This window comes from Paraburkholderia sp. FT54 (genome assembly GCF_031585635.1).
In the GTDB taxonomy this organism is placed as follows: Bacteria; Pseudomonadota; Gammaproteobacteria; order Burkholderiales; family Burkholderiaceae; genus Paraburkholderia.
Genome location: NZ_CP134195.1, coordinates 3,687,946 through 3,711,686 on the forward strand (window position 1 = coordinate 3,687,946; position 23,741 = coordinate 3,711,686).

Sequence of the window (23,741 nt, forward strand, 5' to 3'; positions counted from 1 at the left end):
TGGCGTTTGGCGTTCAAGTTTTCGCGCCGCGCCGCATTGCAGGCAACAACGCAAAAATCGCCGCACAAGTTTTATCCACCACCCTCTCCCGCGCCCACGGCTTCCGCTGACTCCGGCGCTTCGGCCGCGCGCTGCTGCTGCAACGCCCACATCTGCGCGAACAAACCGTTCGCGCGCAACAGTTCCGCATGCGTGCCGCGTTCGACGATCCGCCCTTTGTCCATCACGATGATCTGCTGCGCGTGCACCACCGTCGAAAGCCGGTGTGCGATGATCAGCGTGGTGCGCTCGCGGGCGATCTGATCGAGTTCGTGCTGAATGGCTCGCTCGGAACGCGAATCGAGCGCGGAGGTCGCTTCGTCGAACAACAGGATCGGCGGATTCTTGAGGATGGTCCGCGCAATCGCCACGCGTTGCTTTTCGCCACCGGACAGTTTGAGGCCACGCTCACCCACCGGTGTCTCGTAGCCCTTCGGCAATCCTTCGATGAACTCGTGAATATGCGCCGCGCGCGCCGCCGCAATCACTTCTTCGCGTGTCGCCGAAGGCCGGCCGTAAGCGATGTTGTAGTAGATCGAATCGTTGAACAGCACCGTATCCTGCGGCACGATGCCGATCGAGGCCCGCAGCGAATCCTGCGTGACGTCGCGAATATCCTGACCGTCGATGGTGATTGCACCGCCCGTCGCGCGGTCCAGATCGTAGAAGCGGAACATCAGCCGTGCGAGGGTCGATTTGCCCGAGCCACTATGGCCGACCACAGCCGTCGTGGTGCCGGCCGGAATCGTGAAGCTCACGTCGTGCAGAATCTGGCGCGCCGGTTCGTAGGCGAAGTTCACCCGCTCGAAACGCACCTGCGCGCCGCTCACGCGCAACGCGGGCGCGCCGTCGAGGTCGGGCACTTCCCGCGCCGCGCCGAGCAGCGTGAACATGCGGTCCATATCGGTGAGGCTTTGCTTCAACTCGCGATACACGACGCCGAGAAAATTCAGCGGAATATAAAGCTGCAACATGAAGGTGTTGATCAGCACCAGATCGCCGAGCGTGAGGCGTCCGGCCATCACGCCTTGCGTGGCGCGCCACAGAATGAACACGAGCCCCGTGCCGATGATCGCCTGCTGGCCGAAGTTCAGCGCCGACAGCGAGCGCTGCGATTTGATCGCCGCCGTGCGATAGCGCTTGAGGTTTTCGTCGTAGCGGCTCGCTTCCCACTCTTCATTGCCGAAGTATTTGACCGTCTCGTAGTTCAGCAGCGAATCGATCGCGCGTGAATTCGCCTTCGAGTCGAGATCGTTCATGGTGCGGCGAAAATGCGTGCGCCACTCCGTGACCTTCACCGTGAAGACGATGTACACGGCGAGCGCAATGAACGTGACCACCGCGTAATACGCCTCGTATTTGACGACGAAAAAGCCGAGCACGAGCCCGACTTCGACGAGCGTCGGCAGAATGCTGTACAGCGAATACGAGATCAGTTGCGTGATGCCGCGTGTGCCGCGCTCGATATCGCGCGACATGCCGCCCGTCTGCCGTTCGAGATGAAAGCGCAACGACAGCGCATGCAAATGGCGGAACACTTTCAGCGCCAGTTGCCGCACGGCGCTTTCGGTCACTTTGGAAAACAGGATCTCGCGCAATTCGGTGAACAGCGACGTGGACAGCCGCACCACCGCATACGCGACTACCAGCAGGCCGACACCGCCCAGCAACACGATGCCGGGCGAATCGTGCGCGCGGCCGAGCGCGGTGAGATGCTGCACCGAGGCGAGGCCATCGACGATCCGCTTCATCACGATCGGCACACCAAGGTTCGCGATCTTCGCACCGATCAGGCAGCTCAGCGCGAAGCCGACCCGCCATTTATACGTGGCGAGATACGGCAGCAGCGACAGGATCGTCTGCCAGTCGTTGCGCGGCTGGGTGGAGATCGGCGAGGGTTCGGACGAGGGCGTGCGGCGCATGGAGGTCGGCTGGAGAGAGTGTGGAAGTGACCGAACCCCGTCACACACGGGTCCAACTCACTCCCACGAAGTCTGCGGCGCCCGCCTTCACTGTGGACGACTTAAGCGCCTTGTCATCCGGATGAGTCTAACGTATTCGCAGCCCGCCGGCTTTCGCCGATCGGTCCCACGGTATCCGCTGCGGGATGGTTTCCACGAGGATCGGCTTCAGCCGCGGCAGGAATACTTCCCCGCCAACCGCTTGCGGAGTCCCGTCAACTGCTTTGCGGCCTGAACTTATATTTTTCGGTCTGCATGGATTTATAGTCGTACAGGAGAGGATCGCCTACGCGCCCTTTCGATGCAGCTCTTTTGAGCGCACCTTTATCATAAAGTACGCTGACTGAGACGCGTCCTTGTGCATCTTTTCGAACCAGCGCAATACCCGTTGCCGTCGACGCTATTTTCTTATCGGTCTCAAAATAATTGTTGACGTGCATTCCTTCCGACCGTTCCCATTCCGGCCGATTAATACGCGTATCGTCCTGCGGACGGCCCTTGTCAAATTTTCCGTTATAGATGATCACGGAAAACGGATAATCACCCCCGATGTCGACCAGATCGTTATTACTCGGTTGGTCCAGTCCTTTTCTTCGCGCATCTGCCTTTAAATGTTCGTGCGCCTCGCGCAGACTGCTCACGCCCTCCCGAGCGGTTTTCCAGTTTCCCGCCGGAGCGGACGTCCCGGCATGGTAAGCATAAAACTTCTGGTTATCCGCAGCGAACATCACCGTACACCCGCTGAGACTCCCTGTTGTTACCAGCACTGATCCTTTGGGCGGTATATCCGCAAAGGAAATTGCAACAGCACCCACCCCTTCCTTGCCGTTCTCCAGTTCGATCACGTTGGTCTTGTCACTCAGCTTGGTCTTGCCGCGTCCCCATTGACCGAAGTAACTGCCCGAGTTCGGAGAAAAAGAAGTGACGTCCCGCCCATTTCCCGTTTTCAGAACTTCCTGTGCCTCAGTAGAAGTGATATTCGGCAATTTAGCCGGCTCAGACATTTTCATGTCCTTGTCGTAACGATAAAAACTGAATGGGCTGTTGATCTCACTCGTGGTCTTGAGATAAATGGCGCCTTTGCCCTCGAGCGGCGCAATATCGCCTTTCCTGACACGGTAAGCATCGGTATAAAACGCTCCCTGGATTTTCGATTTGACGGACGTTGGGCGCCGCTCTTTTGAGCTGGCACGAGGTCGTGGCTCGCTGCCGGAACGTGGCCTGCCGGGGCGACCGATCGCTTTGGGCCGCGCCCCACGGTCGATTCCGCTGGGGCCGGCCGTCTCGCCCGGCAATTTAGGGGGCGTTGTCGGACTCAACGGGTAGCCGAGGCGGCCATCAGGCAGTCGCTTTGGAGGAACGAAAACCGGCCTTCTCGGTGGCGGATTCGCTACGGTGCCTTGCTTCCGCGTAACGGGTATTTCGATGCTTCTTTGGGATGGCAAATCGTTAATACTGAATACCAGGTCGTGCACCTGATCCAGGTTCAAAGGCTTGTCTTTCGACATGGTTCCCAACGCGTCGGCGGAAACAGTTGCCAAATTCATCGCGCTGCCGGCCGGCGCCACCCCTCGAATCGCCACCAGCACGGAATCGATCTGAGCAGTATCTTCTGCAATTTCTTTCTTCTCCTGATTGGTGATATTCCTACCGTGGACCAAGACGTGGTGCACGTCACTGACACTCGCGGCAAAAGCGCCAATAGGGTGTCTAAGCGCATCTTTTAACGTTTCCAACACGCTTTCCAAGGTGTAATCGGTTCTGACGCGAGTGCCCCCTACATATTGCACTTCATCCGGGCCGTTCCTTGGCGGCGGGTTCCCAGGCGGCGGAGCGTCCGAGCGATGATCGTCAGGTATACGACGCTTCGTGCGAGACCCGGAGCGGGGGCTTTGTACTTCGCCGGCGCGCGCCGTATTATTCGCTTCCGGCTCTTGCCAATCGGGCGTTACAGGATCGCTATTGATTCTCATCGATAATCTCGCGTCATCATTTTTCGGGACATGCGCAGACCTCGTTTTTATGGCTCCAAACCGCAATCGGCGGCAATGCCTTGTATATGTGGAACGAGGTAGCCCAGGAACCGCCATCGTGCGCCGATCTTTTTACGGAAGGTGTTACTCAAGCACTTCGTAACGCCACTTCGTGCGAGAGCATCGAAACGGAACGCCGCGCCACCGACTCCCGGCGCATCACCGGTCATCAGCGGCACACATACTGGTTGCCAACCAACCGCGCGCACTACTTCCGTTACGCGCCCTGCCTGGATGCTTTCCCGTACAATTCCGACTTTTACTGTCGCAGAAGCCGGCTGGCGCCGCTTTTCATGGGTTGGCCCGCCGTGGGTGGCACGTTGGCCGTGCGGTGCGTGCCGTACCGTTGTCGTGAAATGCCCCGCCTGCCGGTCGAGCCGACCGAGCCAACACGTTTCTCAAGGGTGTCCCGATGACCGATATTCTCCAACTCCCGCAAAAGCACTGTGCGCTGCGCGTGGTGCCGCAGCCCTCGGATGCGAACGTCCACGGTGACGTGTTCGGCGGCTGGATCATGGCGCAAGTGGACATTGCCGGCTCGATTCCGGCAAGCCGCCGCGCCAACGGGCGGGTCGCGACCATCGCGGTCAACTCGTTCGTGTTCAAGCAGCCGGTGTTCGTCGGCGACCTGCTGAGCTTTTACGCGGACATCGTCAAGACGGGCAATACCTCGGTCACTGTAGCGGTCGAGGTCTACGCGCAGCGTATGAGCCTGACCGAAGATCTCGTGAAGGTCACCGAAGCCACGCTGACCTACGTCGCCACCGATAGCGACCGGCGCCCGCGCGCGCTGCCGGTGCTGGATTGAGCGTGAGCGCTCAAACCGTCGCCAGCTCGCGCCCCACACCTCCCTGCAGCAGTTCCGAAATCGCGTCCGTCGACAACGGCTTCGCGAAGTAGAACCCCTGCATCTCGTCGCACGCGCGCTCTTTCAGGAAGTCGAGCTGCGCGGACGTCTCCACGCCCTCGGCGATCACCTGCAACTTCAACGAATGCGCGAGCGCGATGATCGCCGAGGTGATCGTCTCGTCATCGCCCGACACGCCGATATCGGAGACGAACGAGCGATCGATCTTCAGGCGGTCCACCGGGAAGCGCTTCAGATAGCTGAGACTCGAATAGCCGGTGCCGAAGTCGTCGATGGCGAGGCCGATGCCGAGCGCGTGCAGTTCGTTGAGCATCGACACCGCTTCTTCCGCGTTGCGCATGATCGTGCTTTCGGTCAGTTCGAGTTCGAGGTATTGCGGCTCGAGACCGGTCTCGGCCAGCACCTGCATGACCAGCTTGGCGATGTCACGCTGCTGGAACACCCGCGCCGACAGATTCACCGAGACCCGCGCCGGCGGCAAACCTTCGTCCTGCCAGGCCTTGTTCTGGCGGCACGCCTCGCGCAGCACCCACTCCGAGAGCGGCCCGATCAGCCCGCTTTCCTCCGCGACCGGAATGAACGACGACGGCAGCACCAGTCCGACTTCCGGGTCGCGCCAGCGCACCAGCGCCTCGGTGCCGACGATCTGGCCGCTCACGATATCCACCTGCGGCTGGTAGTGCAGCAGGAATTCGTTGTCGCGCAACGCGCGGCGCAGACGCCGTTCGAGATTCAGGCGCGCGCCCGCGCTCGCGTTCATCTCCGGCTGATAGAACTGGAACGTGTTGCGGCCCATGTCTTTCGCGCGGTACATGGCGAGGTCGGCCTTCTTCATCAGCGTCTCGGCATCCTCGCCGTCTTGCGGAAACAGGCTCGCGCCCATGCTGCAGCCCACGTACAGCTCGGTGCCGTCGAGCCAGACGGGCTCGGAAATCGACGCGCGCACGCGCTCCATCCACGCGATCAGCGACTGTTCGTCGACGGTGTCGGTCATCACGATCACGAACTCGTCGCCGCCGTGCCGCGCCACCGTATCGCTCGTGCGCGTGCAGCGCGCGAGGCGCTCGGCGACTACGCTGAGCAGCCGGTCGCCGACGCTGTGGCCGAGGCTGTCGTTGACGTTCTTGAAGCCGTCGAGATCGATGAACACGACCGCGACGCCCTTGTGATGCCGTTGCGCGATGATCAGCGCATGCTGCAGACGGTCGCGCAGCAGATTGCGGTTCGGCAGGCGCGTGAGGCTATCGTAATTGGCCTGATACTCGAGCTGTTCCTGATAGCGCATCAGATCGGTCACGTCGTTGATCACGCCGATGTGGTGCGTGATCACGCCGTCCTGATCCGGCACCGGCGCAATGAAAAGCTGATTCCAGAACAGCGCGCCGTCCTTGCGATAGTTGCGCACCACGGCGCTGACTTCGCGATTCGTCGTGAGCGCCTGGCGGATCAGCGCGACGCCTTCCTGTTCGCGGTCGTCACGCTGCAGTACGCGGCAATCGTGGCCGATCACCTCGGCGGGATCGTAGCCGGTAATGCGCATGAACGCCGGGTTCACATATTCGATCAGATTGCCGTTTGGCGACGGTGCGGTGATCAGAATCGCGTTGACGCTGGCGTCGAGCGCGCGGCTTTGCAGGCGCAAGGCAAGGTCGGCGCGCTTGCGCTCGGTGATGTCCGTGTAGGAACCGAGCACGCCGATCACGCGGCCGTCGCCGTCGGTGAACGGCAGCTTGCTCGTGACCGTGGTGCGATGCACGCCGTCGATCACGAGGTCGACTTCGAAGTTCATCTTCGGCACGCCGGTGCTCACCACTTCCTTGTCGTGATCGTTCAGCAACGTGGAGAAGTCGCGCCACGGCATGTCGGCGTCGCTCTTGCCCACCACCTGCTCCGGATACGCGAGCCCGGCATCGCGCGCGAACGCCATGTTGCAGCCGAGATAGCGCGACTCCATGTCCTTCCAGAAAATGCGCTGCGGAATATTGTCGATCACCGCTTCGAGCATCTGGTTGGACCGCTGTGCCTCGGCTTCGGCGTTGATCTGCTCGGTGACATCGTCGGCGAGCACGAAGAACGCCGCGCGGCCCATGAAGTTCAGCGCGTGATACGAAATGTCGGCGCTGATCGTCGAGCCGTCCTTGCGCCGGTGATGCCAGATGCCCGCCATGGTACGGCCGTGCTGGCCCGCGTCGCTGCGCTGCATATGCGATTCGAGACGCGAGATTTCGCCGTTCGGCCGGATCGCGCGAACCGTCATGCCGAGAAATTCGCTTTCGGTGTAGCCGTATTGCTGGATCGCGGCCGCGTTGACGGCGAGAAAACGCAGCGTCTCGCGATCGAAGATGTACATCGGCACCGGATGCTCGTCAAACAGGCCGCGAAAGCGTTCGTCGTTGCGGCCGAGCGCGCGCACGCTGCGCAACTTCTCGCGCGCGCTGTTTTCGCGGGCGCCGAACGTGAAGATCAGCAGCACGCTGCCGCCCAGCATGGTGACGATCAGCAGGAACATGGCCCGCTGCGTTTCGCTCGCCGACGCCGCGAGCGACGCCTGCAAGGCGCGGCTCTCCGCACCGCGCAGTGCCGCGAGACCGTCTTCGAGGCGATCCAGGCCGAGCCCGAGATGGGTGTAAGTCGAGGCCGCCCACTCGCGCGACGCGTCCGGCCCGGCATTGGCGCTCCTGAGCAGCGCGCCGTCGATGTCGTGTTGCAACGCGTGGCTGTCCGAGCTCAACTTCGCGAGCGCATCGAGCATGGCGGGTTCGCCGGCCAGTTCGTTGCGCAGGTCGCGCTCCAGGCGCGCGAGCGTCGTGGCCATGTCGGTGCCCGCACTGGCCGGCGCCGACTCGCCCGATGCCTCGAAGCGGCCGAGCGCGGCAAGGCCGCCGTCGAGCGCCGCACGGTAGGCGTCGAGGTTCTGGCGCACGCTCGTCGAACGCAGCATGCGCGCGTCGGCGTCACGTTGGCCGCAAATCTGCGTATAGGCGACGAACGCGTTCGCGCCGACCGCCGCGGCAACGACCGCCAGGTTGATCAGCAGCCGCTTCGATAAAAAAGGAGTCATGGGTTCCGAACGTCAATCGTTCTGCGGGCGGGAGCGCGCGGTCGCTTTCGATGCATCGGGCCGCATCGATACGAGTCTCTTTACGCGCCAACCCATGGATAACGGCAGGGTTCGGAACAGATTGAGGGTAGCGAATGAAAAAAACTGGCCGGCCGTACCTAGCCGGCCGTACCGAACTCCTTCATGGCCGGGACGAAGTCGTGATTGGCCTCCGGCTTGCGCGACAGCTTGGCGAGCACGTAGCGCTTGAACGGCGCCAGCTCGGCCCACTGCGCGACGCCCGGCGCGGCGAGGCCGGCCAGTTGCGCCTGATGCGCGATGCCATCCGGCACGCTGTCCGTGCGGCGCCAGGCCGGCGCTTCCTCGGGCGTGAACCATTCCGGCTCGATGTTTGCGTGGGTGCGCAGCATTTCGAACAGCGCATGATCGAAATTCGGTTCGATCTCCGCGTCGTCCTCGACCGGGAAACGCGCCAGCAGCTTGCGGTCTTCGAGCGGCAGCATTTGCCACTGATCGAGCGTGATACGCAGCCCGAAGCGGTCGAGATTGAAGCGCACCGACATCGGGATGTAGGTGAAATTCTCCGAAGACTCGACCTCGAAGTTGAACAGAAGCGGCGCTTCGTTGAGTCCCATGACAGTGTCCCTCGTGAATGGCGGGCAACACGCAAGCCCAGCTTGGGGTATTTTAGAACCTTATTCGCGCGACGGCGGCATGGCCGGGGGCAACGTACCGGCCCGCCAGCCGCTCACGCGCGCGCAGCATGGCAAAGGAGTGAACTCACTTGAACGAACTGGAAACAGCCGGACAGCCGGGCGCGGTGGAGCGCCAAGTGCGCCGGCATCGCGGCGCAGCGGTCGAAACCGTGATCGACCACGTCGGTCAGGAATGGCCGGTCGCACTCGTCTTCAACGGCATTTCGCACGCGGTGATGATGTGCACGCCGCGCGATCTGGAGGCGTTCGCGGTCGGATTCGCGATTTCGGAAGGGATCGTGGCGCGTGGCAGCGACATTCAGGACATCGAGGTCGAGCTGCATGACGACGGTGAATTGCCACATGCCGAAGTGCAGCTACAGGTGGTGCAGCAGGCGTTCGTCGCGCTGAAGGAGAAGCGCCGCGCGCTTGCCGGGCGCACCGGGTGCGGGGTCTGCGGGATCGAAAGCATCGATCTGCTGGATCTGAAGCCGGAGCGTGTGCCGGACACCGGCTTTCTGCAACGGCTCGCGCCGGATGCGATCGCGCGCGCCGCCCGCGAATTGCCCGAGCACCAGGCATTGACGCGGCTGACCGGCGGGCTGCACGCGGCCGCGTGGTGCGACGCGGCGGGCGCAATCCGTTGCGCGTTCGAAGACGTCGGCCGCCACAACGCGCTCGACAAGCTGATCGGCCAGCTGGTGCTCGATCGCGTGGATACCAAAGAAGGTTTCGTGTTTCTGTCGAGCCGCGCCAGCTACGAGCTGGTGCGCAAGGCCGCGCGCGTCGACGTGCCGATGCTCGCCACGATCTCGGCGCCGTCGTCGCTGGCGATTGCGATTGCCCGCAAGGCGGGCGTGCGGCTGGTGAGCTTCTGCCGCGAGAAAAGCTACGTCGACTACGATACGTTGCAGCCGGCGCAGCCTTGAGCGGCCGACGCGCCTGAACGTTCAGGCGCGCGAACGCCCTAACGCGCAAAAAAGCTGAAGTTGCGAGCGGGCGATATCCCTTCAACGCCCGAACGCTCGCACGCCGGACGCACCCCGCACGCCGTTAATCGAATTGCCGGAAGTCCGGCTTGCGCTTTTCGAAGAACGCCTTGAACGCCTCGCGTGCTTCCGGCGCGAGCAGCATCTTGCCGAAGTGCACGGCTTCTTCGGACATCTGCGTTTGCAGCTCCAGGTGGCTCGCGCGCTTCATCAAACTCTTCGTCACGCGCAGCGACGAGGCGGGCAACGCGGCCAGCTTCGCGACTTGCGAAGCGGCGAATGCATCGACTTCCGCAGCGGGCAGCAGGCGATTCACGAAGCCCATGCGCTGCGCCTCGGCGGCATCGAACGCTTCGCCGAGCAGCAGTTTCTCCGCCGCCGCCTGGTAGCCGCCCACTCGCTGCAACAGCAGGCTGGACGCCGCTTCCGGACACAAGCCGAGTTGCGTGAACGGCAGCGAGAAGCTCGCGGTGTCGGCCGCGTAGACCAGGTCGCAATGCAGCAGCAGCGTCGTGCCGATGCCGACCGCCGGGCCCGCCACCGACGCCACCACCGGCTTTTCCGCCGAACTGATCGCGCGCAGGAACTGGAACACCGGCGCGTGTTCGCCCATCGGCGGCGTTTTCATGAAATCTTCGAGATCGTTGCCGGCGCTGAAAATGCCCGCGCTGCCGCGAATCAGAATGGCGCGCACGGCTGCGTCGCCTTGCGCTTCGACCAGCGCGTCGGCCATCGTCTGGTACATCGCGGCCGTGATCGCGTTTTTCTTGTCGGGCCGGTTGAAGGCAATCGTCAGCACGCCGTCGGCGCGCTCGACCAGAATATCCATCGTCATCTCCTCGTACTCCTGCTGAGAATGTAAAAACGGTTCGCAAGCCGGATGGCCTGCGAACCGTTCCGCGGTCCTCAACGCTTACGCGCGAGGACCGCAGCGAACCTCGGGGTGACCATGCTCACAGACGCTCGATAATGCCCGCCGCGCCCATACCCGTCCCGACGCACATCGTCACCATGCCGTACTTGTAGTTACGGCGGCGCAAGCCATGCACCACGGTCGACGCACGAATCGCGCCCGTCGCGCCCAGCGGGTGGCCAAGGGCGATCGCACCGCCGAGCGGGTTGATCTTCGCCGGGTCGAGACCGAGGTCCTGAATCACCGCCAGCGATTGCGCGGCAAATGCTTCATTCAGCTCGATCCAGTCCAGGTCGTCGATCTTCAGGCCGGCGGCCTTCAGCGCGGCCGGAATCGCCTCCTTCGGACCGATGCCCATGATTTCCGGCGGCACGCCGCGCACGGCGAAGCTGACGAAACGCGCGAGCGGCGTCAGATTGAATTCCTTGAGCGTCTTTTCCGACACGACGATCAACGCGCCCGCGCCGTCCGATGTCTGCGAGCTGTTGCCCGCCGTCACCGAACCCTTGTTGGCGAACACCGCGCGCAGCTTGGCCAGACCTTCGAGCGACGTTTCCGCGCGCGGGCCTTCGTCGAGCGAGACTTCACGGGTCTTCACGCGCACTTCGCCGGTCGCGAGATCGGGGAAGCGTTCGGTGATCGTGTAGGCGGCGATTTCGTCGTTGAATTCGCCGGCTTGCTGCGCGGCGATGGCACGGCGGTGCGATTCGAACGAGAACGCGTCTTGCGCTTCGCGGCTGATCTTCCAGCGCTCGGCCACCTTCTCCGCCGTCAGGCCCATGCCGTAGGCAATGCCGATGTCTTCATTGCGATCGAAGATATGCGGCGACATGGACGGCTTGTTGCCCATCATCGGCACCATGCTCATCGATTCGCAGCCGCCGGCGATCATCGCTTCCGATTCGCCGACGCGGATGCGGTCGGCCGCCATCGCCAGCGCGGTCAGGCCCGATGCGCAGAAGCGGTTCACCGTCACGCCGCCGACACTATTCGGCAGGCCGGCCAGCAGCGCGCCCATGCGCGCGACGTTCAACCCTTGTTCCGCTTCCGGAATCGCGCAGCCGATGATCGCGTCTTCGATCACCTTGGTGTCGAGGCCGGGCACTTGCGCCACGGCCGACCTGATCGCGTGCACCAGCAGTTCGTCCGGGCGCGTGTTCTTGAACATCCCGCGCGGCGCCTTGCCGATCGGCGTACGGCTCGCGGCGACGATGTATGCGTCTTGCAATTGCTTTGCCATTTCAAGCTCCATTGTCGACCGAAGTTAGCGCTTCAGTGCTTACTCCGGTCCCATGCACGTAGTGCGGTCGATCAGAGTTGGCGCTTTAGCGCTTTACTCTGATCCCATGCAATTCATTGCACTCAGTTGCGCACCGGCTTGCCGGTTTGCAGCATGCCCATGATCCGTTCCTGCGTCTTTTGCGTGCCGAGCAGATCGACGAACGCACGACGCTCGAGTTGCAGCAGCCATTCCTCATCGACCAGACTGCCCGCTTCCACGTCACCGCCGCACACCGCTTCCGCGATACGGCTCGCGATCAGGAAATCGTGCTCGCTGATGAAACGGCCATCGCGCATGTTGACGAGCGACGCCTTGATGGTCGAGATCGCCGAACGGCCGGCCACCGGCACTTGCGTCACGCGCAGCGGCGGACGATAACCCGCCGCCGACAACGCGCGCGCTTCCTTCTTCGCGACGTCGAGCAGTTCGAACACGTTGAAGACGATCGTGTCGGACGGTTTCAGGTAGCCCATCGCGCGGGCGTCGAGCGCGGAGGCCGAAACCTTTGCCATCGCCGCGTTTTCGAACGACTTCTGCACGAACTTCAGCAGGTCGTTGGTCGCGCCCACTTGCGTCGCGGCTTCCGCCGCTCGCAATGCCGCTTCCTTCAGGCCGCCGCCCGCCGGCACGAGACCCACGCCGACTTCCACCAGACCGAAATAGCTTTCGATGTGCGCGACCCGTTTCGCGCTATGCAGCGCCAACTCGCAGCCGCCGCCGAGCGCGATGCCCGACACGGCCGAGATGACCGGCACGCTCGCGTACTTCACACGCAGCATGCCTTGCTGGAATTTCTTCACAAACGGCTCGATGCCCTTCGCGCCGCCCATCATGAACGCCGGCATTGCTTCTTCGAGGTTGGCGCCCGCGGAGAACGGGCCGCCCGGCGTGCCGAGCTTCAGCGACGTCGGTTGCCACACCACCAGACCCTTGTAGTCCTTCTCGGCCAGTTCGATCGCCTGCGTCAGACCGTCGATGACCGACGGTCCGATCGTATTCATCTTGCTCTTGAACGACACGATCAGCACGTCGTTCTCGCCTGCGCGATCGTCGACCCATGCGCGCACGGCGTCGGTTTCGAACAGCGTCTTGCCGTAGGTTTTCGGATCAGCCTTGGTTTCGCCTGCCAGCGGCGCGCGGAACACCTGCTTGTCGTAGACCGACAGCGACGAGCGCGGCACGAACGTTTTCGAAGCCGGCGACCAGGAACCTTCGTTCGTATGTACGCCGCCCTGCTCGGCCACCGGACCTTCGAGCACCCAGGACGGCAACGGCACGTTCGAGAGCGCCTTGCCCGTCGCGATATCTTCCTGCACCCATTCGGCGACCTGTTTCCAGCCGGCCGTCTGCCAGCCTTCGAACGGACCTTCGTTCCAGCCGAAGCCCCAACGGATCGCCAGATCGACGTCGCGCGCGTTATCCGCGATCGATTCCAGATGCACGCCGATGTAGTGATACACGTCGCGGAAGATCGCCCACAGGAACTGCGCCTGCGGATGCTGCGTTTCGCGCAGCAGCTTCAGACGCTCCGCCGGCGGGCGCTTCAGAATACGGCCGACCAGTTCGTCCGCCTTCGCGCCGCCGTCGACGTACTCGCCCGTCTTCGGGTCGAGCACCTTGATCGCCTTGCCTTCCTTCTTGTAGAAGCCGCCGCCGGTCTTCTGACCCAGCGCGCCCTTCTTGACGAGTTCGGCCAGCACGGCCGGTGTTTCGTAGACCGGGAAGAACGGGTCGTCCTTCAGCGTGTCCTGCATCGTCTTGATGACGTGCGCCATCGTGTCCAGACCGACCACGTCGGCGGTGCGGAACGTGGCCGACTTCGCACGGCCCAGACGCGCGCCGGTCAGGTCGTCCACTTCGTCGAAACGCAGGCCGAATTTCGCAGCCTCGGTCACGACGGCGAGGATCGAGAAAACCCCGACGCGATTGGCGATGAAGTTCGGCGTGTCTTTCGCGCGCACGACGCCCTTGCCGACCACGCTGGTCAGGAACGACTCGAGTTGATCGAGGATTTCCGGGCGCGTGGTCGCGGTCGGGATCAGTTCGACCAGGTGCATGTAGCGCGGCGGATTGAAGAAGTGCACGCCGCAAAAGCGCGCCTTCAGTTCATCCGAGAAACCTTCCGACAGTGCGGTGATCGACAGACCCGACGTGTTGGTCGCGAAAATCGCGTTCGGCGCGAGGTGCGGCGCGACCTTCTTGTACAGGTCGTGCTTCCAGTCCATGCGTTCGGCAATCGCTTCGATCACGAGGTCGCATTCGGCGAGTTTTTCGATGTCGTCGTCGTAGTTCGCGGGCTGGATGTATTGCGCGTCGTCCTTCACGCCGAACGGCGCGGGCGACAGCTTCTTCAGGTTCTCGATCGCTTTCAGCGCGATCGCGTTCTTCGGGCCTTCTTTTGCAGGCAGATCGAACAGCAGCACGGGCACCTTGGCGTTGATCAGGTGCGCGGCGATCTGCGCGCCCATCACGCCGGCGCCGAGCACGGCTACCTTGCGAATGATCAGATTGCTCACGTCGTTCCTCCGGGGAGTTGTGCGATGTCGCGAAGCTTCATGGGACGCTTCGCGATGTGTGGCTGACGGGCGGCGCCGCGCGTTCGACATGCGCGGCGCCTGCCTCGATGGGTTTGCGTAAGGCTTAGAACAGCGCTTCTTCGAGGTCCATCATGGACTTCGAACCGGCGCGTGCCTGACGGATCGTCATTGCCGTTTCCGGCAGCAGCTTGGCGAAGTAGAAGCGAGCTGTGGCGAGCTTCGCCTTGTAGAACGGATCGCCCGAGGCTTCCTTATCGAGCGCGACGCGTGCCATGCGCGCCCAGAAGTACGAAAACACGAGGTGGCCGACGGTGCGCAGATACGGCACGGCGGCAGCGCCGACTTCGTCCGGATTCTGCATGGCCTTCATGCCGATTTCCATCGTCAGCTTCTGCACCTTTTCGCCGATGTCGGCGAGCGGGTTGATGAACTCCTGCATTTCCGGCTTCACGCCTTCGGCTTCGACGAAATCGGACACCAGCTTGCCGAACTTCTTCATCTTCGCGCCCATGTCGCCGAGGATCTTGCGGCCGAGCAGATCAAGCGCCTGAATCGCGTTGGTCCCTTCGTAGATCATGTTGATACGCGCGTCGCGCACGTACTGCTCCATGCCCCACTCGGCGATGAAGCCGTGGCCGCCGTAGATCTGCATGGCGTGGTTGGTGCTCTCGAACGCGTTGTCCGACAGGAACGCCTTCAGGATCGGCGTGAGCAGCGCGACGAGGTCGGCGGCTTCCTTGCGCACCGATTCGTCAGCGTGCGACAGTTCCTTGTCGATGTGCAGCGCCGACCAGTACGAGAAAGCGCGCGCGGCTTCGGCGTAGGCCTTCTGCGTGAGCAGCATGCGGCGCACGTCCGGATGCACGATGATTGGATCGGCCGCCTTTTCCGGCGCCTTCGGACCGCTCAGCGAACGCATCTGCAGACGCTCTTTCGCGTACGTCAGCGAGTTCTGGTAGCCGATTTCAGTCAAGCCCAGGCTCTGCATGCCGACGCCGAGACGCGCGGCGTTCATCATCACGAACATCGCGTTCAAGCCCTTGTTCGGCTCGCCGACCAGCCAGCCACGGGCGTTGTCGAGATTGATCACACATGTCGCATTGCCGTGAATACCCATCTTGTGTTCGATGGAGCCGCACTTCACGCCATTGCGCTCGCCCGGTTCGCCCGCTTCGTTCGGCACGAACTTCGGCACGATGAAAAGCGAAATGCCCTTGGTACCCTTGGGCGCATCCGGCAGACGCGCGAGTACCAGGTGAACGATGTTCTCCGCGAGATCGTGTTCGCCGCTGGAGATGAAAATCTTCGTGCCGCTGATCGCGTACGAGCCGTCGCTGTTCGGCTCAGCCTTGGTGCGCAGAATGCCGAGGTCGGTGCCGCAGTGCGGCTCGGTCAGACACATCGTGCCGGTCCAGACGCCCGCCACCAGCTTCGGCAGATAGCGCTGCTGCAATTCCGGCGTGCCGTGCGCGTGCAGACATTCGTACGCGCCGTGCGAGAGGCCTGGATACATGGTCCACGCCTGATTCGCCGAGTTCAGCATTTCATACAGCGCGTTGTTGACGAACGCGGGCAGGCCCTGGCCGCCGTATTCCGGATCGCAGCCCAGTGCGGGCCAGCCGGCTTCCACATATTGTTTGTAGGCTTCCTTGAAGCCCTTCGGCGTGGTCACGACGCCGTCGCCGGCGTACGTGCAGCCTTCCTGATCGCCGCTGTGGTTGAGCGGGAACAGTACTTCGGAGCAGAACTTGCCGGCTTCCTCGAGCACCGCATTGATCGTGTCGGCGTCGAGATCCGCGTGCTTCGGCATCTGCCTGATTTCGGCTTCGACGTTAAGCAGTTCGTGCAACACGAATTGCATGTCGCGCAGCGGCGCGGCGTACTGTCCCATGACTCTCTCCCAAGTTTGACAAGAAGCCAGGCCGTTAGCTGAGTCCGTGGATCGGAACTTTCTGCGCCGATGAATCCGCTTGATTGGCGGTGACGCGGCTAACGGCTTTCGCTTTGATACGAAACAATCAATTTTTCCAGCGCGGCCCACGTGAGACGCACCGCATCCGGCAAGTGCAGGAAGCGCGCGTCGTGATGCAGGCCGAGCGTGAAGCTGTACAGTTCGAACAGCATCAGTTGCGGATCAGTGTCGGCACGCAGATGCCCTTCTTCCATTGCCTGCGAAATCGCGCGCGTGAGCGCCGCGCGCCAGACCGTCACACTCGACACCAGTTGCTCACGCACCGGGTTATCCGCGCGGTCGTCGTATTCGACGGCGCCGCTGATGTAGATGCAGCCGGTGGTGACTTCCTGAATGCGTTTCTCGATCCAGCGGGAAATCATCGCGCGCAAGCGCGGCAATCCACGAGGCTCGCGCAAGCTCGGGAAAAACACCTCGTCTTCGAAACGACGGTGATACTCGCGCACGACTTCGACCTGCAAATCCTCGCGCGACCCGAAATGCGCGAACACCCCGCTTTTGCTCATCTGCATGCGCTCAGCCAGCAGCCCAATCGTCAGACCTTCCAGTCCGTCGCGGCTTGCCAGATCAAGTGCTGCATCGAGAATTGCGACTCGCGTCTGTTCGCCTTTTCGCATAGCTTTTTACCGTTCTAATGTGACCGAAAGAAAATCGAACGGCCGTACTATTATTGAGTGGCGCCGTCCGCGAAACAAGGACTTTATTAGAAACCGGTTTCTAACCTGGTTTCAATTCTGCGGCATCCGTCAATCAGAGGAATGAGATTTTTTAGAGGCGTTTGCCTTGAGACGGGGTTGCCTGCCCAAGTGCGCGCTTTCTTCTGATTGACGCAGCCGGCCGACATGATGCAGCAAGTCGGCGCAAATGCAGAAGCGTTTGGCGTATCGCGGGTATTGGAGGACGCCCGCGGCGGTGTGGGCTGCCGGATGGAACGACGTCGGTCGTTTCGTCAGACGCAGGCCTGGCATGGCGTTGCCGCCTTGGCGCCGGCCCGCTCAGGCCTCTTGGATGGGCGTGCGTAGGAAGAAAAAAGACCGCGTCACGAAGCGTTGTCGTGCATCGGGAAAGTTTGCGTAAGCGCGGTGGCAACCCGCACCAGCACGTCGTTCCAATCTCCGCGCCGCGTCTGGGTGAAAAGACGCAATCCGGGATACCACGGGCTGTCGTCCCGGCCATACAGCCAGCGCCAGCACCCCGCGAAGCGGTTGAGCAGCCAGACCGGCTTGCCCATCGCCGCGGCAAGATGCGCTACCGAGGTATCGACGGAAATTACGAGGTCCAGGTTCTCGATCAACGCCGCGGTATCGGCGAAGTCTGTGATTTCGTCCGTCCAGTCCGTGAGGAGCGAACGGGTGGCAGTGTCGGGAAGCTTGGCTGGATCGTCGGCTTTTTGCAGACTGATCCAGCGCACGTGGGGCAGCGCCAGCAGCGGCGCGAATTGCACGGCTGCCAGGCTGCGCAAAGCGTCCAGGTGAAAGCCGGAATGACCACCGGCCCAGACCACGCCGACGCGCGGCAAACGGGGATCGGGCAGTGCGTCGAGTCGCGCGCGCCAGGCGGCGGCGAGCCCGCTATCGGCATGAAGGTAAGGAAGCGCGGCTGGCACTGTGGCCACTCGCGTCGCGAACGCCGACGGCATGGACATCAGCGGCACATATTGGTCCCAGCTGGACAGATCGGCCGGGACCGCGTCGAGCAACACGAGGCCCGGCCAGCGTGAGCATAGCGATTGCGCGTAAAGGCGGCGCAAGGGTGGCGGACACAGATACCCGACCTGACGAAAGTGCTTCAGCGCCATTGGCAAATAGCGCACGAACTGCAAGCTGTCACCAAGCCCTTGCTCATGAAGGACCAGCAGACGCCCCTGCGGCGCGCGCGCTGTTTGCGTAACGTGACCGTTGGGAGCGCTTTCACCCATCCAGCGCGGCAGCGGCACTTCCAAAGGAACACGCATCGGTGTGCCGTCGGCGAGCTTGAAGCCGAACCAGCGGTCCTCGAAATACGGCCACGCTTCTTCGTAACGGCCAGTCGCCAGCAGCGCCATGGCCAGGTTGTTGCGCGCGACGAGGTTGGCGGGCGCCAGTTCGATGGCGCGCCGGTAATGATGCTCGGCTTCTTCCAATGCGCCGAGGTCCGCGTAGACGCGGCCCAGATTGTTGTGCGCCGCCGAGTGGTCCGGTTCGAGTTCGAGCGTTCGCCGATAGCTGACCGCCGCGCCCTCGAGGTTGCCAAGATGCTGCAGAGTCAATGCGAGGTTGTAATGGAACGCGACAAAATCGGGCTGAAGTGCCAGTCCCTGCCGAATACTCTGCACGGCGCCGGCGAAGTCTCCCAGCTTGAGGCGAATGGCGTAAAGCGTGTTGAACAGAATCGGCTCCGGCCGAATCTCGATCGCGCGTTCGAGCCAGAGCAGCGCGTCTTGCGCGTGGCCGGACGCTAGCGCGAGCAGGCCTCGCAAGTGGATGGCGCCGACATGCTCGGCGTCCTCGGTGAGGATTCGATCGGCGAGTGCACGCACCACGTCATGGCGACCAGCCTGATAGGCCTGCACGGCCTCGTCGTGAAGACTTGAATGATCGGCAGCTTGGGAGGAAGGGGAATCGGACATGGTTGGCGAATGGGTGGGTATCCATTACGCAGCCGATCCGGTTGCCGTGAGCGCGCAGTCGAAACGGCAGCGAGGCTTGAGGAAGGAGACGGTTTGAGTGGCGCGTGCAATGCGCCGGACCGCTCGATTTATAACGAGCGCAGATTATCTTTGCCGAGGTGTAGGCAGTCTCTAGGAACAATCCGAAACGCGGTCTGCCGTACGTCGATGCAGAGCAAAGCGGCTCAAGCATTGCGCTTGAGCCGCGCCGGGCAGGCGTTGCTCGCAAATGCGTTACCGCGGCTCAGTTCAGTCGTATCCACCCACCGTCAGCAGCTTCATCACGGCCCGGTAGGTCGTGTAGGCGAGCCAGTTGAGCGCGCGCTCACCGGCCGGCCGGGCGTCGTAGCGCGCTTCGTCGATACGGCGCGAGTCCTTGAACGCGACGAGCATCGCTTCGCGCAGCGCGTCGATCGACGGGTCGTTCACCAGCACCACATTGGCTTCGTTGTTGAGCATCAGGCTCAGCGCGTCGAGGTTCGACGAGCCGACCGTCGCCCAGTTCGAGTCCACCACCGCGACCTTGCCGTGCAGCAGCGTTTTCTCGTACTCGGCGATCTGCACGCCGGCCTTGAGCAGCGCGCGATACAGAAACGGCACCGCGTAATCGAGCGCCTTGAACTCCTTGCGCCCGATAATGAGCTTCACCACAACGCCGCGTCGCGCCGCAAACACCAGCGCGCGCCGCAGTTTGCGCCCCGGCATGAAGTACGGATTGGCGAGCAGCACTTCGTTGCGCGCCTGGCCGATTGCGGCCAGATACGCCTTCTCAATGGCGCGCCGGTTGATCAGGTTGTCGCGCGCGACGAACGCCACGCAGGGCTGGCCGCCCGCCCACAATTCCTCGTTACGACGCCGGCGCCTGCGCCGCAGACTGCCGAGCGAGGCCGTGGTGTTCGGCCCGAGATCGGGCTCCAAAGACTCGATCGGCCGATGCCCGAGGCGAATCCGGCGCCACTGCACCTCGAACGCCTGGCGGATATCGGCGACCACGGGCCCGTGCAATTCGACCGCGAAATCCCAGCGCCGGTACGGCAGTTTCTCGCCGTTGTTCTCGTAGTCGTCGACGATATTGATTCCGCCGCAGTACGCGAACTGATCGTCGATCACCGCCAGTTTGCGATGCGTGCGCGAAAAGCCGAAGCGGCCGAACAGATGCGGGTTGTAGATGCGATGGTCGATGCCGGCGGCAGGCCACTCGTTGAACATCGGCAAACGCTCGGTACCGATGCCGTCGGTGATCGCGCGCACCTTCACGCCGCGCGCAGCCGCGCGCGACAGCGCGGCGCTGACCGCTTTCCCGGCGTTGTCATGGCAAAAGATATACGTTTCGAGCACCACGTCGCTCTGCGCCGCATCGATACGCGCGATCAGCGCGCTGAAGAACTCATCGCCGGAACGCAGCAGCTTGACGTCGTTCCCGCTGGTGAAGCGGTAACGCTGCCAGTAGCGGCGGCCGAGCAGCGATTGCCGCAGTCGGGCAAAGCGGCGCGCGCCGCCGACGCTCACCGGCCACGCTCCGTGGGATGCCCAACGACAGCACGCCCACTGAGCCGTTTAGGCAACTGCAAGATCGCATCGGCATTCGACGACGAAAAGCAGCGCGACGCTGCTTCGTCATACGGCAGCCACAGAAACGCCGTGTGTTCGCGCGGCGCCAGCGTGACCTCGAGTTGCTCGGGCACCTGAAGGCTGAACCAGTGCTCGGTGTTGTGGATCACGCCTTCGGCATAACGATAGCGAAACTCCGGGTAGATCTCGTATTCGATCGAATATTGCCAGTCGAACAACGCGCTGTGCGGCACTTGCGTGCCGCCCACCACGATGCCAGTCTCTTCGGCGACTTCACGCGCCGCCGTCTCGAGGAGCGGTTCATCGAGCTTATCCTTGGAGCCCGTGACCGACTGCCAGAAACCCGCGTGATCGGCGCGCTCGATCAGCAGCACGTCGAGCGCGGGCGTATGGATGATGACGAGTACGGATTGCGGAATCTTCGGCGGTTTCGGCATGGCGTGAAAACTGGGCGCAACGCTTGCGCGGTACATGTCGGAGATGGGTCCAATGGGCGCTCGAAAGCTTTGCATCGACTGTAACGCAAAAAACGAAAAAGGCGCATGACGCGCCTTTTCCGGTTGCTCCTGCTGTCGTTTTTCAGGCAGCACTGACTGGCTTCAGTCCCATTACACCTTCGGTTCCGGCTGACGCAGACGGATGTGCAACTCGCGCAACTGCCGCTCGTCCACTTCGCTCGGCGCCTGCGTGAGCAGACACTGCGCGCGCTGCGTCTTCGGGAACGCGATCACATCGCGGATCGAATCGGCGCCGGCCATCATCGTGACGATGCGGTCCAGACCGAACGCGATACCGCCGTGCGGCGGCGCGCCGTATTGCAGCGCGTCGAGCAGGAAGCCGAACTTGGCCTGCGCTTCTTCCGCGTTGATCTTCAGCGCGCGGAACACCTTGCTCTGCACTTCTTCACGGTGAATACGCACCGAGCCGCCGCCGATTTCCCAGCCGTTCAGCACCATGTCGTAGGCCTTGGCGAGACAGCGCGCCGGATCCGTCTCCAGATACTCGAGGTGCTCGTCTTTCGGGCTCGTGAACGGGTGATGCGCGGCGACGTAGCGGTTGTCTTCCTCGTCGTATTCGAACATCGGGAAGTCGACCACCCACAGCGGCTTCCAGCCGGTCTCGACGAGACCGTTGGCCTTGCCGAATTCCGAATGACCGATCTTCAGACGCAGTGCGCCGAGGCTGTCGTTCACCACCTTCGCGCGATCCGCCGCGAAGAAGATGATGTCGCCGTCTTGCGCGCCGGTGCGCTCGATGATCGCCTTGACCGCTTCGTCGTGCAGGTTCTTGACGATCGGGCTTTGCAGACCGTCACGGCCCTTCGCGACTTCGTTGACCTTGATCCAGGCGAGGCCCTTCGCGCCGTAGATACGCACGAATTCCGTGTAGCTGTCGATATCGCCACGCGAGAGTTCGCCGCCCTTCGGCACGCGAATCGCCGCGACGCGGCCGTCTTTCGTGTTGGCCGGCGTGCTGAACACCTTGAAGTCGACGTCGCGGACCGCGTCCGTGAGGTCCGTGAATTCGAGCTTGACGCGCAGATCCGGCTTATCCGAACCGAAGCGGCGCATGGCTTCCGAATACAGCATGACCGGGAATTTCTCGTCCAGCGTGACGCCGATCGTTTCCTTGAACACGTGACGGATCATCGCTTCGAACAGATCGCGGATTTCCTGTTCCGACAGGAACGAGGTTTCGCAGTCGATCTGCGTGAATTCCGGCTGACGGTCGGCGCGCAGGTCTTCGTCGCGGAAGCACTTGACGATCTGGTAGTAGCGATCGAAGTTCGCCACCATCAGCAGCTGCTTGAACAGCTGCGGCGATTGCGGCAGCGCGAAGAACTGACCCGGGTTCGTACGCGACGGTACGAGGTAGTCGCGCGCGCCTTCCGGCGTGCTCTTGGTCAGCATCGGCGTTTCAATGTCGATGAATCCCAGCGAGTCGAGGTACTTGCGCGCCTCGATCGCGACGCGGTAACGCAGGCGCAGGTTGTGCTGCATCTGCGGACGGCGCAGGTCCAGCACGCGGTGCGTGAGACGCGTGGTTTCCGACAGGTTGTCGTCGTCGAGCTGGAACGGCGGCGTGATCGACGCGTTCAGCACGATCAGCTCGTGGCACAGCACTTCGATCTTGCCGCTCTTGAGCGCGGCGTTCGTGGTGCCTTCCGGACGGCCGCGAACCACGCCCTTGATCTGCAGGCAGAACTCGTTGCGCACGCCTTCGGCAGCCTTGAACATCTCCGCGCGGTCCGGGTCGCAGACGACCTGGACGAGGCCTTCGCGATCGCGCAGGTCGATGAAGATGACGCCGCCATGGTCGCGGCGGCGGCTCACCCAGCCGCACAGCGAGACGGATTGGCCCAGCAGTTCTTCGGTCACCAGACCGCAGTATTCAGATCTCATCGACATGATGTTTGTCTTTCGTTTTGCATTGGTTGAACGGCGCGCCGCAGTGAAACACTGCGTGAAAACCAGCGCGCCGGCATTACAGCGGAGGCTCGACTGTCGTGCGGCGCACCGGCGCCGGCGGCGCGGACGGCGCCACGACGCCCATCGAGACGATGTACTTGAGCGCAGCGTCGACCGTCATGTCGAGTTCGATCACTTCGCTCTTGGGCACCATCAGGAAGAAGCCGGACGTTGGATTCGGCGTAGTCGGCACATACACGCTGACGTGATCTTCTTTCAGGTGGTTGATGACGTCGCCGCCCGGAATGCCGGTCAGAAACGCAATCGTATAGGAGCCGCGGCGCGGGTATTCGATCAGAAGCGCTTTGCGAAACGCGTTGCCGCTGCTCGACAGCAGGGTATCGGACACCTGCTTGACGCTGGTGTAAATCGGGCCGACCACCGGAATGTGAGCGACCACGACTTCCCACCACTTCACGAGCTTCTGCCCAATGAAGTTCTGCGTCAACAGTCCAACAACAAAGATGAAGGCGAGCGTGAGCACTGCGCCGAGGCCGGGCAGGCGAAAGCCGAACAGGCGCTCCGGCTGCCACGCGCGCGGCAGCAGCAGCAGCGTCTGGTCCATCGTGCCGATGATCAGGCCGAGCACCCACAGTGTGATGGCCAGAGGCACCAGCACCAGCAGGCCAGTCAGGAACACCGATTTGAGCGTCGTTTTTTTCGTCGTCATGTGTACCGCCAGAAAGCCGCGCGGGCCGAAGCCC

16 protein-coding genes are annotated in these 23,741 nt (G+C 62.6%); 2 read left to right on the top strand and 14 right to left on the bottom strand.

What is annotated here, in order from left to right:
- Positions 1 to 71: 71 nt before the first annotated feature.
- Both RI103_RS16970 and RI103_RS16975 read right to left on the bottom strand, forming a co-directional pair.
- Positions 72 to 1,961: an ABC transporter ATP-binding protein/permease gene (locus RI103_RS16970; RefSeq protein WP_310813070.1), complete on the bottom strand. Its 1,890-nt coding sequence runs from the start codon at positions 1,959 to 1,961 to the stop codon at positions 72 to 74.
- Between the two features lie 254 nt (positions 1,962 to 2,215).
- Positions 2,216 to 3,739, bottom strand: a complete 1,524-nt coding sequence (locus tag RI103_RS16975) for a cytotoxic necrotizing factor Rho-activating domain-containing protein (protein WP_310815265.1) — start codon at positions 3,737 to 3,739, stop codon at positions 2,216 to 2,218.
- A gap of 706 nt (positions 3,740 to 4,445) precedes the next feature.
- Between RI103_RS16975 and RI103_RS16980 the strand changes: the two genes are divergently transcribed.
- A complete protein-coding gene (locus tag RI103_RS16980) occupies positions 4,446 to 4,841 on the top strand; it encodes an acyl-CoA thioesterase (protein ID WP_116118972.1) in 396 nt (131 codons plus the stop codon).
- Positions 4,842 to 4,851: 10 nt separating this feature from the next.
- Here the strand turns inward: RI103_RS16980 and RI103_RS16985 are convergent, their stop codons facing one another.
- Entirely contained in the window at positions 4,852 to 7,962 is a 3,111-nt protein-coding gene (locus RI103_RS16985; protein WP_310813071.1) for an EAL domain-containing protein, read from the bottom strand.
- Between the two features lie 158 nt (positions 7,963 to 8,120).
- On the bottom strand, positions 8,121 to 8,597 hold the full coding sequence (locus tag RI103_RS16990; RefSeq protein ID WP_310813072.1) for a nitrate reductase associated protein: 477 nt from the start codon (positions 8,595 to 8,597) through the stop codon (positions 8,121 to 8,123).
- Between the two features lie 149 nt (positions 8,598 to 8,746).
- Between RI103_RS16990 and fdhD the strand changes: the two genes are divergently transcribed.
- Complete coding sequence (gene fdhD, locus RI103_RS16995) at positions 8,747 to 9,586, top strand: formate dehydrogenase accessory sulfurtransferase FdhD (protein WP_310813073.1); 840 nt, start codon at positions 8,747 to 8,749, stop codon at positions 9,584 to 9,586.
- 124 nt (positions 9,587 to 9,710) lie between these two features.
- Here fdhD and RI103_RS17000 read toward each other — a convergent pair whose 3' ends face one another.
- The 10 genes from RI103_RS17000 to RI103_RS17045 form a co-directional block, all read right to left on the bottom strand.
- A complete protein-coding gene (locus RI103_RS17000; protein ID WP_310813074.1) occupies positions 9,711 to 10,481 on the bottom strand; it encodes an enoyl-CoA hydratase in 771 nt (256 codons plus the stop codon).
- Between the two features lie 118 nt (positions 10,482 to 10,599).
- Positions 10,600 to 11,799, bottom strand: a complete 1,200-nt coding sequence (locus tag RI103_RS17005) for an acetyl-CoA C-acyltransferase (protein ID WP_310813075.1) — start codon at positions 11,797 to 11,799, stop codon at positions 10,600 to 10,602.
- Positions 11,800 to 11,921: 122 nt separating this feature from the next.
- Positions 11,922 to 14,357 carry a 3-hydroxyacyl-CoA dehydrogenase/enoyl-CoA hydratase family protein gene (locus tag RI103_RS17010; RefSeq protein ID WP_310813076.1) on the bottom strand — a complete coding sequence of 812 codons (2,436 nt, stop codon included), beginning with the start codon at positions 14,355 to 14,357 and terminating at the stop codon, positions 11,922 to 11,924.
- Positions 14,358 to 14,481: 124 nt separating this feature from the next.
- Entirely contained in the window at positions 14,482 to 16,269 is a 1,788-nt protein-coding gene (locus RI103_RS17015) for an acyl-CoA dehydrogenase C-terminal domain-containing protein (protein WP_310813077.1), read from the bottom strand.
- Between the two features lie 98 nt (positions 16,270 to 16,367).
- Positions 16,368 to 16,967 carry a TetR/AcrR family transcriptional regulator gene (locus tag RI103_RS17020; RefSeq protein ID WP_310813078.1) on the bottom strand — a complete coding sequence of 200 codons (600 nt, stop codon included), beginning with the start codon at positions 16,965 to 16,967 and terminating at the stop codon, positions 16,368 to 16,370.
- A 422-nt stretch (positions 16,968 to 17,389) separates the two neighbouring features.
- Positions 17,390 to 18,958, bottom strand: coding sequence for a tetratricopeptide repeat protein (locus tag RI103_RS17025; RefSeq protein WP_310813079.1), 1,569 nt, complete (start codon positions 18,956 to 18,958; stop codon positions 17,390 to 17,392).
- 288 nt (positions 18,959 to 19,246) lie between these two features.
- Positions 19,247 to 20,506 (bottom strand): cardiolipin synthase ClsB, encoded by a 1,260-nt coding sequence (clsB, locus tag RI103_RS17030; RefSeq protein ID WP_310813080.1) that lies wholly within the window; start codon positions 20,504 to 20,506, stop codon positions 19,247 to 19,249.
- The gene (gene nudB / locus RI103_RS17035; RefSeq protein ID WP_310815266.1) at positions 20,503 to 21,006 is read right to left on the bottom strand and encodes a dihydroneopterin triphosphate diphosphatase; all 504 of its coding nucleotides are present in this window, start codon (positions 21,004 to 21,006) and stop codon (positions 20,503 to 20,505) included. Before nudB ends, clsB begins: the two co-directional genes overlap by 4 nt.
- Before the next feature lie 171 nt (positions 21,007 to 21,177).
- Positions 21,178 to 22,977 carry an aspartate--tRNA ligase gene (gene aspS / locus RI103_RS17040; protein WP_310813081.1) on the bottom strand — a complete coding sequence of 600 codons (1,800 nt, stop codon included), beginning with the start codon at positions 22,975 to 22,977 and terminating at the stop codon, positions 21,178 to 21,180.
- 76 nt (positions 22,978 to 23,053) lie between these two features.
- Positions 23,054 to 23,707, bottom strand: coding sequence for a DUF502 domain-containing protein (locus tag RI103_RS17045; protein ID WP_012431717.1), 654 nt, complete (start codon positions 23,705 to 23,707; stop codon positions 23,054 to 23,056).
- Positions 23,708 to 23,741: the final 34 nt, after the last annotated feature.

Excerpts from the sequence above, each read along its gene's own strand:
- RI103_RS16970 (WP_310813070.1), bottom strand. The coding sequence starts at position 1,961 with ATGCGCCGCACGCCCTCGTCCGAACCCTCGCCGATCTCCACCCAGCCG.
- RI103_RS16980 (WP_116118972.1), top strand. The coding sequence starts at position 4,446 with ATGACCGATATTCTCCAACTCCCGCAAAAGCACTGTGCGCTGCGCGTG.
- RI103_RS16985 (WP_310813071.1), bottom strand. The coding sequence starts at position 7,962 with ATGACTCCTTTTTTATCGAAGCGGCTGCTGATCAACCTGGCGGTCGTT.
- RI103_RS16990 (WP_310813072.1), bottom strand. The coding sequence starts at position 8,597 with ATGGGACTCAACGAAGCGCCGCTTCTGTTCAACTTCGAGGTCGAGTCT.
- RI103_RS17000 (WP_310813074.1), bottom strand. The coding sequence starts at position 10,481 with ATGACGATGGATATTCTGGTCGAGCGCGCCGACGGCGTGCTGACGATT.
- RI103_RS17005 (WP_310813075.1), bottom strand. The coding sequence starts at position 11,799 with ATGGCAAAGCAATTGCAAGACGCATACATCGTCGCCGCGAGCCGTACG.
- RI103_RS17015 (WP_310813077.1), bottom strand. The coding sequence starts at position 16,269 with ATGGGACAGTACGCCGCGCCGCTGCGCGACATGCAATTCGTGTTGCAC.
- RI103_RS17020 (WP_310813078.1), bottom strand. The coding sequence starts at position 16,967 with ATGCGAAAAGGCGAACAGACGCGAGTCGCAATTCTCGATGCAGCACTT.
- RI103_RS17025 (WP_310813079.1), bottom strand. The coding sequence starts at position 18,958 with ATGTCCGATTCCCCTTCCTCCCAAGCTGCCGATCATTCAAGTCTTCAC.
- nudB (WP_310815266.1), bottom strand. The coding sequence starts at position 21,006 with ATGCCGAAACCGCCGAAGATTCCGCAATCCGTACTCGTCATCATCCAT.
- aspS (WP_310813081.1), bottom strand. The coding sequence starts at position 22,977 with ATGTCGATGAGATCTGAATACTGCGGTCTGGTGACCGAAGAACTGCTG.
- RI103_RS17045 (WP_012431717.1), bottom strand. The coding sequence starts at position 23,707 with ATGACGACGAAAAAAACGACGCTCAAATCGGTGTTCCTGACTGGCCTG.